Consider the following 13,720-nt stretch of genomic DNA (forward strand, 5'->3'; position numbering starts at 1 on the left):
TCTCGTCAGCAAGATCATGATGACGCGCCGATAAAAGTACGAAAGCCGGTTTCGACCGCGCGAACCTGTTCAGCGCAAGTTCTGTACAGCAAGCCCGGCGTGCCGTCCGCCCGATACATGCCGCGGCACATGCCTCTGACCCGAATCGTCCACACGCCGTTGCCTGCAGTCGTTCGGGTTGCCCATACATATACGGCGCCGAACGTGTGCGGCTCGGCCGTTTCGATCTTCGAGTCATCGGAACGGCGGATCGCCGTCGCAGAGCGTTGCGTCACATATATTTCGGTGCGCCGCCACAAGCGCTCGCAGTCGGCCTGGGTCGGGCAATCGACGCGCGCCGACTCGCGCGCGTTTCCGAGTGCGATTTCCATGTCGCGGTATGCCGCGGTGGACCCTTGCGTACTGCAGCCCACCAACGTCATGATCAGCAGCCCAGTAACCGGCACCCATACCTTTTTCATATCTACCCCGCCCCTCACCGGTTTCCGGTCTCCGGTACGACGTACCGCGCAAACCACTTGCTCGCCTTAAAAGTAAGGCGAGGACGCCCCTGCGGATTTGACCTGGATCATCGTCTGTCGTCGGCGTACCGTACCCGCGACCCGGAACATTCCCTGACATCCGTTACGCGTGCCGGTGTAGGGAACCGCTGACACGAGCACTTGAAAACTGACTGCGGTGTCAGCGACATCTGATTTACCTGGTCAGTCCCATCGCCTTTACTGAACTCACCACAAGAGCAATCTTCACCGGGAGACCACCATGTCAAACACCGCCCCGTATGCCGGCAATACGCCGACCGACAGCCCGCTGCGCGACGCAGCAGACAGCGACGATGACATCGGCCGGATTCTCACGCTTGCCCGCGACGCCGGCATGCTCGTCACGCTCGACGGCCAGATTGGCCGGCAGAAGTATCAAAGCGTTGCCGGCTCGTTGCAGGCGTTTCGACGTTTTGCGCAAGCACTGAGCGACACATGCGCGGGAGCGTCGGTGCGCTGAATACGATTGCTGGCCACGCGCGGCTATCGCTCGACTGCGAGGTATGAGAAATGAAACTGACCTTTCTCGGTGCGGCGGAAACCGTCACTGGTTCCAGGTACCTGCTGGAAGGCGCGGGGCTACGAATCCTGGTTGACTGCGGTCTGTTTCAAGGCACCAAAAATCTGCGCCTGCGCAACTGGAACCCGTTGCCTGTCGACGTCGGCACTCTGGACGCGGTGATCCTCACCCATGCCCATCTGGATCACTGCGGCTACCTGCCGGTACTGACTCGCATGGGCTATCGCGGACCGGTCTACTGCACTCGCGGCACTCGCGATCTTTGCGAGATCATGTTGCGCGACAGCGCACGACTGCAGGAAGAAGAAGCTGCCTACGCGAACCGGCACGGTCGGTCAAAACATCATCCCGCGCTGCCCCTTTACACCGTTGAAGACGCCGAACACGCGCTGGAACTGCTGGAACCGCGTGACTTCGACGTCCCGAAACAACTGAAGGAGCAGGCATGCTTCCGGTTGTTGCCCGCTGGCCACATCCTCGGCGCGGCCAGCGTGGTGCTCTGCGTCGAGGGCAAGGTCATTGCTTTTTCGGGCGACATCGGCCGGCCGGACGACCCGATCATGCGCGCGCCCATGCCGCTTGCGCATGCGGACTATCTGGTGGTCGAGTCGACCTACGGCGACCGGCTTCACGAGAAGACCGATCCTGCCGCCGAACTTGCCGAAGTCTTTACGAGGACGTTCCGGCGCGGCGGCATTGTCGTGATTCCGTGTTTCGCAGTTGGACGGGCGCAATCGATTCTTCACCACATTGCGCAACTGAAAGCGGCCGGCAGGATGGCAAACGTGCCGGTGTTTCTCGATAGCCCCATGGCGACGAGCGTCACGCAGCTTTACGGGCGTCACGTGCGCGAACACCGCGTGAGCTCGACCGAGGCTCACGCAATAAGCCACGCTGCACAGATGGTGCGAACCGTCGACGAATCGAAGGCGATTCTGGGGCGGCATGGCCCGATGGTAGTCATTGCGGGCAGCGGTATGGCGACTGGTGGACGGGTGGTACATCACCTGAAGGCGTTCGCTCCCGATTACCGCAACACGATTGCGCTGGTCGGCTATCAGGCGGCCGGCACGCGCGGCGCGGCGCTCGCTGCCGGCGCGCAGGAGATAAAGATTCACGGTGAGTATGTGCGGGTACGCGCATCGGTGGCGAACCTCTCGTCGCTATCGGCCCACGCCGATTATGCCGAGTTGCTTTCCTGGCTGCGCTCGATACCCGAGCCGCCGCAGCGCACCTTCGTCACCCACGGCGAGCCGGCGGCCGCCGACGCGATGCGACGTCACATCGAAGAGACCTATCAGTGGCGCTGCGAAGTGCCGATTTACCTTCAAACGGTCGAATTGCCGGGAGCCGCCGACGAGCTGGCCGCAACGTCGTGTGCCGGCGTCGCCCACTCTATGCCGGCTGATCCAGATCAATCCGCCTATGGCGTCCCCTGACACAGTGAGGACATGAGTTCGTAAAGGAGACCACGACATGAGCGCATTGCTGCAGACGGCCGCCTGGTCGGTCGACGAACGTGAACTGGACAGCACCGCGGGCACCCACGAAAAGCTGCGATTCGCGCTACGCTACGCAGTGCTGGCGCCGTCCAGTCACAACACGCAGCCGTGGCATTTCATCGTCGATGGCGACAGCGTGACGCTCTGCGCCGACCGGTTACGGGCGTTGCCGGTGGTCGATCCGTTCGATCGGGAGTTGATCATCAGTTGCGGCGCAGCGCTCTTCAACCTGCGCGTCGCGCTCAGTCACTTCGGGCTCGCATACGCCATCACGCTGTTTCCTTCGCGCCTCGATCCGGACGTGCTGGCACACGTGCAGGTCGTCCGCGAAGGTCATTGCGACGCGGCGCTCACCTTGCTGTTCCCGGCGATCCGTCAGCGCGTGACCACTCGTGAACTCTTCAGGGATGAGCCGCTTCCCTCGGGCGTCCTCCAAGAAGTCGTCGACGCCGCCGACGCCGAGGGTGCGGATGCCGTCTGCATCTCGAGCGCGCCGGTGCGGGAGAAAGTTGCCGAACTCGTCGCCGCGGCCGACCGCATCCAGTTCGACGACCCGCGTTTTTGTCGCGAGCTGGCCACCTGGATTCACCCGCGACGCCGGGAAGACGGCATGCCCGCGCTGTCCGCAGGCATGACCGCGCTGCTCGATCTCGCCGCGCCGCTCCTAGCCTCGGTCGTCCGCACGTTCGATCTGGGTGGCGGGCTTGCCGCCGCGCACCATGCACTCGCTGAAGGGTCGCCGCTTCTCGTCTGCCTCGCGACGTCGACGGACGACATGCCTGCGTGGCTCGCAGCCGGCCAGGCGCTTGAGCGGCTGTTGCTGGTCGCGGCCAATGCTGGCGTCACGGCGTCCTATCTGAATCAGCCGATCGAAGTGAGCGCCCTGCGCGAGCAGTTGCGCGCCCTGCTGGGAATGGACGCTGTACCGCAGCTGGTGTTGCGCGTCGGCCGCGCTAAACGCCCTGCGGTCCATTCACCGCGCCGGCCGCTCGCCGACGTCGTGTCCTGAAGGTTAAACGCCTGTCCGACGAGGCTTGCTATGAAGCACTATTTCAGACTCGGCACCACAACACCCAACGCGACGGAGGCACGCCCCGTGCATGGCGAGGCGGCACCGCGCATCGCGCTGCCACAGCCCGCGCTGAGCGGCGGCATGCCCATCATGGACGCCTTGTCGAAACGGCGCACGACGCGACGCTTCGCCGAGACCGGGCTCGACGACGCAACGCTCGGGCAGATGCTGTGGGCCGCCAACGGCGTGAACCGAAAAGATCCTGAAGGAAACGACAGACGCACCGCGCCTTCCGTTCTCGCACTCCACGAAATCCACGTCTATGTGGCGCTCGCGCGCGGCATGTATCGCTACGATCCGCTGCAGCATTGCCTCGACCTCGTGATCGCAGCCGATCTGCGTGCGTTGACCGGCTATCAGGATTTCGTCGGCGAGGCGCCCGTCGAGCTGGTGTATGTCGCCGACCTTGCCCGCATGCAGGACATCGCGCCGTCCCAACGCGAGCCGTTTGCCTATGCAAGCGCAGGCGCCATCGTGCAGAACGTCTATCTGTTTTGTGCCGCTGCTGGATTGGCGGTGGCGGCGAGAAGCTGGCTGAACCGCAGCACCCTGGGTGCCGAAATGCGCCTGTCGCGCGACAGCGTACCTGTCCTTGTGCAAAGCGTCGGCCACTTCGATACAACCGATTTGCAAAACGCGGGCTAGGCCTCGACGCTATCCCGCGCGCCAGAAACGTTTCACATAATGCTTGCCCTCGCTCAGGCGGAACGCGCACAGTTTGCACTGCCATCCTGCTGAGCAAGCAGCACCGCCAGCGCGCACGAGGCAATGCGCGCCGATACGCTGTCGGCGCGGCTCGTCAATACGATGGGCACCTTCGCGCCGAGGACGATGCCGGCACTGGCCGCTCCGCTCAGGAATTCCAGTTGTTTGACGAGCATGTTGCCGACCTCGAGATCGGGGACCACCAGAATATCGGCGCGCCCGGCCACGGGCGACGCGATTCCCTTCAGACGTGCGGCTCTGACTGAAATGGCGTTGTCGAAGGCGAGCGGCCCGTCGACGAGCCCGCCGCTCAACTGTCCGCGGTCGGCCATTTTTGACAGCGCTGCCGCATCGAGCGTCGAACGCATCTGCGGATTGACGGTTTCAACGGCGCCGAGAATCGCGACTCGTGGAAGCGCGAGGCCGAGCGCGTGCGCAAGGTCGATGGCGTTCTGCACGATGCCGCGCTTCTGTTCCAGGTCGGGTGCCACGTTGACCGCAGCGTCCGTGATCATGAACGGATGCTGATACGACGGCAGTTGCACCAGGAAACAATGCGATATCCGCTTGCCTGTGCGCAAGCCGGATTCCGGCCGGACGACAGCGGACATCAGTTCGTCCGTATGCAGGCTGCCTTTCATCAGCGCCTGCACCTGGCCACGATCCGCGAGTTCCACGGCGCGCGCCGCTGCCGCATGACTGTGCGGTACATCGTCGATTTCGATGCCGGCGAGATCGATGCGTGCGGCCGTCGCCAACGCCTTGATACGCTCACGCGGCCCCACGATCACCGGATCTATCAGGCCGGCCCCCCAGGCCGCGCTCAGCGCGGCAAGGCTCGGACGTCGCACGGATGCACCACCGCCATGCGCACACGACCGCGCTCGAGCGCTAGCCGCAGCAGGGGCGACGGTTCGCCGTGCAGACCCTGCATGAGCCCGGGAAACGAACCCGCCACCGGAATGGCGGCTGCCGGATATGCGTTCATCCTGGAAATGCCTTTTGCATGTTGGACACCCTGCCTCCTTTGCACGAGTCCTTAAGCCGTTTCTATGATGACCTTCAATGCATGCGATCGGGCCGCATCGCCGAACGTCTCGTAGGCTTTCAGTACATCGTCGAGCTTGAAGCGATGCGTGATCAGGCTCGCGGCGTCGAGCCGGCCGGCACGCACGGTCTTCAGCAGCATCGGCGTACTGACCGTATCGACGAGACGCGTCGTGATCGAGATGTTGCGATCCCACAGCGATTCCAGATGCAGATCCGCCTTCACGCCATGCACGCCGACGTTGGCGATGACGCCGCCAGGCGCCACCAGCGCCTGGCATAACTCGAAAGTCTCGGGCACACCCACGGCCTCGATCACGCAATCCGCGCCCGTTCCGGCGGTGAGCTTCATGAGCTTTGCCACCGGATCGTCGACGCCGCTATCGATGCACGCCGTCGCCCCGAAGCGCGACGCCACCTCCAGACGGTAAGGGTCGCGGTCGATCATCACTATCTGCGCCGGCGAATAGAACTGCGCGGTAAGCAGCGACGCGAGCCCGATCGGCCCCGCGCCGACAATCGCCACCGTGCTTCCCGGTTCAACCTTGCCGTTGAGAACACCGCATTCAAAGCCGGTCGGCAGGATGTCGGAAAGCATCACTAGCGCCTCTTCGTCCGCGCCTGCGGGAATGCGGTACAGGCTTGTTTCCGCGTGAGGAATGCGCACGTACTCCGCTTGCGTGCCGTCGATCCGGTTGCCAAGAATCCATCCGCCCGTCGCGCAGTGCGAGTACATTCCGCGCCGGCAGTAGTCGCACTTGCCACACGACGAAATGCACGAGATAAGCACAGGATCGCCCTCTTTCAGCGTGCTGACGGCAGCGCCAACCTGATAGACGATTCCCACTCCTTCATGGCCGAGAATGCGGCCCGGCTCGCAGGTGGGGACGTCGCCCTTCAGGATATGCAGGTCGGTGCCGCAGATCGTCGTGCGCGTGACCTTGACGATGGCGTCGGTGGGGGACGCGAGTTGCGGCATCGGCCGCTCGTCGAGAGATTTTTGCCCGGCGCCGTGATAAACCAGTGCTTTCACGAGATGACTCCAATAGTCGAGGAGATTAGCGGCCAGATCGCGTCAAAGCGGCGCCTCGGGCTTCGCGTCGGCGGGCTCGCGAACCAGCAGAACGGGGCATGTCGCACAGCGAAGGAAACGCTCCGCAACACTGCCGATCACCATGCGCCGGAATCCGCGCCGTCCGTGCGTGCCCATCACGACAAGGTCCGCGCCGCGCCTCTGTGCGCAGCGCAGCAACGCGCCGGCGATGTCTTCGGCGATGCCCTGGGTTTCCACGATCTCCGTGTCGCCCACGACGTTCAGCTCGCGCATCTGGGCCAGCGCGCCATGCAGCAGCGTGGTTCCGACCTGCCGCGCAGCGTCGGTCAGAAGATGCGGATCGCAGGCACCTGCATAGGTGAATGCCGCCGACTGATCCAGCACGTAGACGGCGGTCAGCTTGCCGCGCGAGAGCTTCGCCAACTGAATCGCTTCGCTGAGCGCGCGCTTCGCTGCATCGCTGCCGTCGAGCGCAACCACAATATTCGCGTACATATCTGCCTCCTGAAAAAGCTTGATCGTGATGTTAAAAGTGACGTTGCAAATCAGGCGCGAGCGACATGGCGCTCGAGAAACCGCTGCGCCGCGTCGAAGGCTGCCTGCACCGCTTCATCGGGATCGGAGCTTTGCCGGTGTTCGATGGGAACGAGTTCTCCGGTGCGCAGCACGAGGTCGAGGCGCGCGTCGAACAGGCGTTCGTCTCGAAGGTTCTCAGGCATGTCGCCGCGCGCGCCCGCTACGTCGTGCGGGGCACGCTCGCGTATGGCTTCCAGTGCCAGATGGCATCCGGAGATGCATCCGCCGAACCGCTCGAGACGCACCAACTGGGCGGCCGCCTCAGACTCGATTTGCGCGGACCCCGCAAATCCGAGGTAGACGATCTGCATATCGATTCCCATACAACCTCCGCGCAAACTGCACTTTCCGTCGACCGTTGCGGCAGCAAAAGCCACGTGGACCAGCAAGTCGATGAGAGGATCATGAGCGCGTATCCCTATCTGACGATTGACCTGCATCAACGAGCTCACAGGGCCGCGCCACCGTGCGCGCCGTTGATCCAGCGCAACGTGCCTCCGCACTTCGCGGGTATGGTCTGTACGTTCACGGCCATTACCCTGCGAGACCATCAAATGAACCAATCCCACCATGCCGGCGTGGATGCGCTGACACATCAGGCTCGCGACGAAGCGACTGGCCGCGGCCATTTCTATCTTGTCGGCGGCGGCATTGCGTCGCTCGCGGCCGCTGCCTTTCTGATCCGCGACGCCGATGTGCCCGGCTGCCGCATCACGATTCTGGAAGCCCTCGGCAAGGCCGGCGGCAGTCTCGACGGCGCGGGTACGCCACAGGATGGTTACGTCGTGCGCGGCGGCCGCATGCTGGAAAGCAAGTACCTGTGCACCTATGATCTGTTCGACTCGATTCCTACGCTCGACGGCCGCAGCAGCGTGACGAAGGAAATCTTCGACTGGAACGAGACGCTTCGCACGTCGTCCAAAGCGCGGCTCGTGCGCGACGGCAAACGTGAGGACGCACCTGTGTACGGGCTCGCCGAGACACACCTGCTGACGCTTGGCCGTCTTGCGCTCGAACCGGAAGCACTGCTCGGTGACAGTCGCATCTCGGACCATTTCGAGCGCGATTTCTTCGAGACCAACTTCTGGATCATGTGGTGCACGACCTTTGCCTTCCAGCCCTGGCACAGCGCTGCCGAGTTCCGCCGCTACCTGCTGCGCTTCGCGCATATGACGCCGGGCTTTAACCAGTTGCACGGCATCATGCGCACGGTCTACAACCAGTACGACTCGATGGTGCGGCCGCTGCGCAAATGGCTCGACGAACACGGCGTGGAATTTTGCACCGGCACGCGAGTGCTCGATCTGCGGTATGACGAGAGTGGCGAACTGAACCGCGTCGCCGGCATCGTCTGCGAACACGGTAACGGCCGCGCGGAAATTCCGGTCGGCGAAAACGACAAGGTCATCGTCACGCTCGGCTCGATGACCGCAGGATCGAGCCTCGGCGCCACGCATCGCGCTGCGGCGTTCGATCAGCACGACAGCAGCGGCGCTTGGGCGCTCTGGAAAACCATCGCGGCCGGACGCGGCGAGTTCGGTCATCCTTCGGTATTCGCCGATCACGTCGACGAATCGCGCTGGCTTTCGTTTACCGCGACACTGCACGATCCTGCGTTATTTCGCCTGATCCGCGATCTGACCGGCAATGTGCCGGGCGAAGGCGGACTGATTACGTTCCCGCAATCGAGCTGGCTCATGTCGATCGTGCTGCCGCATCAGCCGCATTTCATGGGTCAGCCGAAGGACGTGCAAGTGTTCTGGGGTTATGGGCTTTTCGTCGACCGGCCGGGCAATTTCGTCGCCAAACCGATGGCCGAATGCACGGGCCGCGAGATCGTGACGGAGCTTCTCGGCCATTTGCACATCGAGGCGCAGGCTCAGCGCATTCTCGACGACGCCATCTGCATTCCGTGCCTGATGCCGTACATCACGAGCCAGTTCCTGCCCCGCAAGCGCGGCGACCGGCCGCAAGTCGTGCCCGAGGGCTGGACGAATCTTGCGTTCGTCGGACAGTTTTGCGAGTTGCCGAATGACGTCGTGTTCACCGTCGAATATTCGGTTCGCTCGGCGCAGACCGCAGTCTGCACACTGCTTGGCCTGGATCGGGCCGCCCCGGCTGTGTACAAAGGTCACCACGATCCGCGCGTGGTGTACGGCGCGGCTTCCGCTTTACGCAGCCACTAACGGACCGACATTTGTGCACCGCGTGCCGAGGCTATGACTCGCGATGAAGCACACGCCTGCTTAAGGGGAACGCCTTGGAGCTCGACGCAACACCGCTGAAACAGCAGCGCACGATATTCGCGCGGCTCAAGGAGCATCCACTTGCGCGCGTCGGGCCCGGCCTCATCACGGGTGTCGCCGACGACGACCCGAGCGGCATCGCCACCTATTCGCAGGCCGGCGCGCAATTCGGGCTGAACATGCTGTGGACCATGCCGCTTGCGTTTCCGCTGATGGCCGCCGTCCAGTCGATGTGCGCGGACCTGGGCCGCGTGACCGGCAAGGGCCTCGCCGCCAACATCAAGGAGGCTTTTCCGCCCGTCGTGCTTTATGGCGTGGTGCTGCTATTGCTGGTGGCCAACACGCTCAACATCGCCGCCGATGTCGCCGCGATGGGCGAAGTCGCGCAACTCGTCAGTGGCATCGACCGTCACGTGATGACCGTGTGCTTTGTATTGGCCACACTGCTGTTGCAGATCTTCGTGCCCTACCATCGCTACGTGATTTTTCTAAAATGGCTGACCGTTTCGCTGCTTGCCTACGCGGCGGTGCTGTTCGTCGTTCATGTGCCGTGGCGCGAGGTGGCGCTGCGCACCCTGTGGCCGCGCTTCGATGTCAATGCGGATGCCGCGGCGATGGTGGTCGCCGTATTCGGTACGACGATCAGCCCGTACCTGTTCTTCTGGCAGGCGTCGGAAGAAGTCGAGGACATGCGCGCCCATGCGAACAGCGCGCCGCTCGCGGACGACGCGCGCGAGGCGCCTGCGGAAATGCGGCGTATCAGTTGGGACACCTGGAGCGGCATGCTCTATTCGAACGTCACCGCGTGGTTCATCATGCTCGCCACCGCTGTCACGCTGCATGCTGCCGGCGTCACGGACATCGCCACGGCCGCCCAGGCCGCGAGCGCATTGCGGCCTCTCGCGGGCGACTTCGCTTATCTGCTCTTCTCGCTCGGCATACTCGGCGTGGGATTCATAGGTGTCCCAGTGCTTGCCGGTTCGGGCGCCTATGCGTTGACTGAGGCGCTGGGGTGGCCGGAGGGGCTCGAGCGCAAGCTGCGCGACGCGCGCGGCTTTTACGGCATCATCGCCGTGAGCGTGCTGGCCTCGCTCGGAATCCAGTTTTCATCGATCAGTCCGATGAAAGCGCTGCTCGTTAGTGCTGTGATCAACGGCGTAGTGGCCGTACCGCTGATGGTCGTGATTCTGCTGCTGGTCACGAGGCGCGCGGTGATGGGCGATTTCACCGCAAGCCGGCCGCTTATCGTGCTGGGCTGGATCGCGGCAGCGGTGATGGGCGCGGCGGCGCTAATGATGTTGCTGCCGCGCTAGACAAGCCGGCGACCCGCGACAATCAGCAACTCCATTCCAGCGCCACGTAGTGGGCGAGGTGACGTTCCAGTACGCCCGCGAACGATTCGAGCGCCGGGGTCCGCACGCCCCGCTGAACCTGAGCAGCCCGCACCTTGCATTGCGCGACGGGCGCCTTGCCTGCAAGCGCGCGCATTTCGCCGAAAGCCGTCCCCGCGCCAAGGCCCCCGAAGGTGCAAAAGAATCCGACATGGCGAAACCTCGAGCGGTTTTGCAGCAGGTACGCGCGCACCGGTGCCGACACCGCGCCCGCCCAGACCGGCGTCCCGACCAGCACGAGATCGTACTGCGACGGATCGAGCCCCGCCGGGACGATTTCGGCCGGCCGCTTCCGCCATGAGTCGATAACACAGCGCAGATACCCCAACGCTCCGCGACGCTCGGTGAAGTCGCAGATTTCCTCGACGTCGGCGGACAACATGCCTGCGAGCGCGCCAGCAAGCCTGCGGGTGGTGCCAGTACGCGAGAAAAAGACGATGAGAACGCGTGGCTCGGACATGACTCGCTCCTTTGATGAAAAGCGCAATGGCGCGCACTCGCGTGCCATGTATGTCCCGAGCATAGAGGCCGGCGCGGGCGTGCTCATGACGCAGGTCAACCCACGCCGCGACGCACCGCGCCTGTGCCGCCGTTGATCTGCATCAACGAGACCGGCGCGATCATTCCTAGACTCAAGCTCACCTGTCCCAGCGTCGTTACTCATTCCTTTCGGAGCGCCCGCCATGAGCTACAAGACTATCGTTGTGCACCTCGACACGAGCCCGACCGCCCATCCGCGGCTAGAAACCGCGCTGTCTCTCGCTAAACAGTTCGGCGCGCATCTGACCGGCGTATTCGCGGTGTTCTCGCCCGACCCGCGATCGTTGTACGTGATGGCCGGTACGGCCGAGTACTACCGCGAGCATGAAGAGCGACGCGCGGAGCGGAGCGCGGCGCTCCAGCGGCTATTCCATGCGGAACTCCGGCGTGCGGAAGTAGAAGGTGAATGGATTGCCGTCGACGAATCCGCTAGCTTTGCCGTGCCGCGACTTGGCCGCTGCGCGGATCTCATCGTCGCCGGTCAGGACAATCCAGGCGACGCCGAATCGTATGTCGGCGACCTGTTTCCCGAGAACCTGATTCTGTCGAGCGGTCGTCCGGTACTGCTCGTGCCGTATGCCCGCAATGAGCAGACGACGGGCAGCCGGATCCTGGTGGCGTGGGACGGCAGCCGCGAAGCCACGCGCGCCGTGCATGACGCGTTGCCGTTCATGCGCGCGGCAAAAAGCACCACGATTCTCACCGTCAACGGCATGCGAGACGGCGGAAGCCTTCGCATTCCCGGCGCGGACATCGCCACCGTGATCGCGCGGCATGGTGCGCATGTCGATGTGGTCGACATCGAAACAGGAGCCGATGGCTCGATCGGCGAGGTGCTGCTCTCGCAAGTGGCCGACGCAGGAGCCGACCTGCTGGTGATGGGCGGATATGGTCATGCGCGCTGGCGCGAACTGGTGATGGGCGGCGCGACGCGCACGATCCTCAAGTCGATGACCGTGCCGGTACTGATGTCGCATTGAGCGCCGGCTTCTTATCTTTTCAGGAGTGTTCGCCATGTACAAAAAAATTCTGGTTGCCGTCGATGGCAGCGAAACCTCGGCGCGGGCGCTCGCCGCCGCCCTTGACCTGGCGCGCGAGTCCGACGCGAGACTGCAGCCACTTTTCGTCGTGGACGTGCCGCTGCTGACCTACGACGTGCCCGGCTACGATCCCTCGTATGTGCGCAATGCGCTCGTCGAGGACGGCAAGCGCGCGCTCGCCGACGCCGCTGCGCTGATGGCCGCATCCGGCGTCAAAGGACCACCACGCCTTGTCGAAACCGAACTGGCCGCTGACGATATTGCGCATCGCATCCTGGCCGCCGCGCAGGAATTCGACGCGGACGTCGTCGTGATGGGCACGCATGGCCGGCGCGGCGTACAGCGGCTGATGCTCGGCAGCGTCGCCGAGCGCTTTCTGCGCATTGCCACCTGCCCGGTACTGCTGATTTCCTCTCACTGTGCATCCTCCGCCACTAGCGTCGTCCAAGGCCAGGGCAAACCGGTCAAGGAGCCGTCATGAACTGCAAAACCCTGCCCGTGCACCTGGACGACAGCGCGCGCAGCGCGGCAAGACTGGACTATGCGCTGGAAACCGTCGCACGCCACGACGCCCACCTCATCTGTCTATACGCGGTTTGCGAGGCGCCGGCGGACCCGCTGTTGATGGACGGCGAGGACATCTGGTCGCGCAGCCGCGAGGCGCAACGCAGTGCCAACAAGACAAACGCACATGCGCGCTTCGTTGCGGCCGCCGCGCGCGCCGCGGTGAGCGCCGAGTGGCGCGCGCCGGACGGCGCCCCTACGCCCACGGCCATCATGCATGCGCGTCATGCCGACCTGCTGATCCTCGGCCAGGACGATCCCGACGATCGCAACGCGTTCGTCGCGCGCCATTTTCTGGACGATATGATCATCGGCGCCGGACGGCCTGCAATCGTCCTGCCGTATGCGGGCACCGTGCGCTCCCGTATGGATAACGTGATGATCGCGTGGGACGGCGGCCGCGAAAGCGCGCGCGCCGCGATGGATGCCTTGCCGCTGATCCGTCGCGCCAGCTTCGTGACGGTCCTAACGATGGAGCGAGATGCGCACCATCGCGAGCCGGCCGGCATCGACGTGGCCGCCTGGCTCGATCGGCACGGCGTCGAGGCCGGCTTCGCCGCCATACCCAGCGTATCCAACGCCCACGCCGGCACGACGCTGCTCAACACACTGGCCGACCGCCACATCGACCTTCTGGTGATCGGCGCCTATGGTCACGCGCGCGCGCAGGAACGCATCCTCGGCGGCGTCACGCGCACCATGCTTCAGTCGATGACCGCGCCGGTACTCATGTCACATTGAACTGCAGACATCCGCCGGCGGCGCGGCACTGGCACGAATCCGGCGTTTCGCGGACAATAAGCGCAGCTATCAGGTTTGCGCGCGGCTGGCCCAGCGTTCACCGGAGGGCGGACCAGCCCCCCAAAAAGCGAAGCACCTGCCTGCGGCGGCGGCGTCTTGCAGCGCAACCGATTCTTGTCT

At 64.1% G+C, this 13,720-nt stretch carries 14 protein-coding genes and 1 pseudogene; 9 read left to right on the forward strand and 6 right to left on the reverse strand.

The window, feature by feature from the left end; genetic code table 11:
* Window positions 1-14: 14 nt before the first annotated feature.
* Window positions 15-461, reverse strand: a complete 447-nt coding sequence (locus CUJ91_RS32135) for a hypothetical protein (RefSeq protein WP_114158222.1) — start codon at window positions 459-461, stop codon at window positions 15-17.
* Window positions 462-762: 301 nt separating this feature from the next.
* Here CUJ91_RS32135 and CUJ91_RS32140 point away from each other — a divergent pair, with 301 nt between their 5' ends.
* From CUJ91_RS32140 to CUJ91_RS32155, 4 genes are read left to right on the forward strand one after another with little or no spacing between them, the layout of a single operon-like run.
* Window positions 763-1,002 (forward strand): hypothetical protein, encoded by a 240-nt coding sequence (locus tag CUJ91_RS32140; RefSeq protein WP_114158223.1) that lies wholly within the window; start codon window positions 763-765, stop codon window positions 1,000-1,002.
* 50 nt (window positions 1,003-1,052) lie between these two features.
* Window positions 1,053-2,501: an MBL fold metallo-hydrolase RNA specificity domain-containing protein gene (locus CUJ91_RS32145; RefSeq protein ID WP_114158224.1), complete on the forward strand. Its 1,449-nt coding sequence runs from the start codon at window positions 1,053-1,055 to the stop codon at window positions 2,499-2,501.
* 37 nt (window positions 2,502-2,538) lie between these two features.
* Window positions 2,539-3,573, forward strand: coding sequence for an Acg family FMN-binding oxidoreductase (locus tag CUJ91_RS32150; RefSeq protein ID WP_114158225.1), 1,035 nt, complete (start codon window positions 2,539-2,541; stop codon window positions 3,571-3,573).
* 30 nt (window positions 3,574-3,603) lie between these two features.
* The gene (locus CUJ91_RS32155) at window positions 3,604-4,281 is read left to right on the forward strand and encodes a nitroreductase family protein (RefSeq protein ID WP_114158226.1); all 678 of its coding nucleotides are present in this window, start codon (window positions 3,604-3,606) and stop codon (window positions 4,279-4,281) included.
* 53 nt (window positions 4,282-4,334) lie between these two features.
* Here the strand turns inward: CUJ91_RS32155 and CUJ91_RS32160 are convergent.
* From CUJ91_RS32160 to CUJ91_RS32175, 4 genes and pseudogenes are all read right to left on the reverse strand, one after another.
* Window positions 4,335-5,329: pseudogene (locus CUJ91_RS32160) on the reverse strand (bifunctional enoyl-CoA hydratase/phosphate acetyltransferase).
* 51 nt (window positions 5,330-5,380) lie between these two features.
* Window positions 5,381-6,421, reverse strand: a complete 1,041-nt coding sequence (locus tag CUJ91_RS32165; protein WP_114158227.1) for a zinc-dependent alcohol dehydrogenase family protein — start codon at window positions 6,419-6,421, stop codon at window positions 5,381-5,383.
* A 42-nt stretch (window positions 6,422-6,463) separates the two neighbouring features.
* Window positions 6,464-6,937, reverse strand: a complete 474-nt coding sequence (locus CUJ91_RS32170; RefSeq protein WP_114158228.1) for a universal stress protein — start codon at window positions 6,935-6,937, stop codon at window positions 6,464-6,466.
* A gap of 50 nt (window positions 6,938-6,987) precedes the next feature.
* Window positions 6,988-7,341: a hypothetical protein gene (locus CUJ91_RS32175; RefSeq protein WP_082367187.1), complete on the reverse strand. Its 354-nt coding sequence runs from the start codon at window positions 7,339-7,341 to the stop codon at window positions 6,988-6,990.
* Window positions 7,342-7,572: 231 nt separating this feature from the next.
* On the opposite strand from CUJ91_RS32175, the gene CUJ91_RS32180 reads away from it, so the two are divergent.
* Both CUJ91_RS32180 and CUJ91_RS32185 read left to right on the forward strand, forming a co-directional pair.
* Window positions 7,573-9,204 (forward strand): oleate hydratase, encoded by a 1,632-nt coding sequence (locus CUJ91_RS32180; RefSeq protein WP_114158229.1) that lies wholly within the window; start codon window positions 7,573-7,575, stop codon window positions 9,202-9,204.
* Between the two features lie 74 nt (window positions 9,205-9,278).
* Window positions 9,279-10,577 carry an NRAMP family divalent metal transporter gene (locus CUJ91_RS32185; protein ID WP_114158230.1) on the forward strand — a complete coding sequence of 433 codons (1,299 nt, stop codon included), beginning with the start codon at window positions 9,279-9,281 and terminating at the stop codon, window positions 10,575-10,577.
* A gap of 22 nt (window positions 10,578-10,599) precedes the next feature.
* On the opposite strand, the gene CUJ91_RS32190 is transcribed toward CUJ91_RS32185, so the two are convergent.
* Complete coding sequence (locus CUJ91_RS32190; protein ID WP_114158231.1) at window positions 10,600-11,115, reverse strand: flavodoxin family protein; 516 nt, start codon at window positions 11,113-11,115, stop codon at window positions 10,600-10,602.
* 223 nt (window positions 11,116-11,338) lie between these two features.
* Here CUJ91_RS32190 and CUJ91_RS32195 point away from each other — a divergent pair, with 223 nt between their 5' ends.
* From CUJ91_RS32195 to CUJ91_RS32205, 3 genes are read left to right on the forward strand one after another with little or no spacing between them, the layout of a single operon-like run.
* Window positions 11,339-12,175, forward strand: coding sequence for a universal stress protein (locus tag CUJ91_RS32195; RefSeq protein WP_114158232.1), 837 nt, complete (start codon window positions 11,339-11,341; stop codon window positions 12,173-12,175).
* Between the two features lie 34 nt (window positions 12,176-12,209).
* Window positions 12,210-12,716, forward strand: a complete 507-nt coding sequence (locus tag CUJ91_RS32200; RefSeq protein ID WP_114158233.1) for a universal stress protein — start codon at window positions 12,210-12,212, stop codon at window positions 12,714-12,716.
* A complete protein-coding gene (locus tag CUJ91_RS32205; RefSeq protein ID WP_114158234.1) occupies window positions 12,713-13,540 on the forward strand; it encodes a universal stress protein in 828 nt (275 codons plus the stop codon). Before CUJ91_RS32200 ends, CUJ91_RS32205 begins: the two co-directional genes overlap by 4 nt.
* Window positions 13,541-13,720: the final 180 nt, after the last annotated feature.

Source organism: Paraburkholderia graminis, from assembly GCF_003330785.1.
Classification (GTDB): domain Bacteria; phylum Pseudomonadota; class Gammaproteobacteria; order Burkholderiales; family Burkholderiaceae; genus Paraburkholderia; species Paraburkholderia graminis.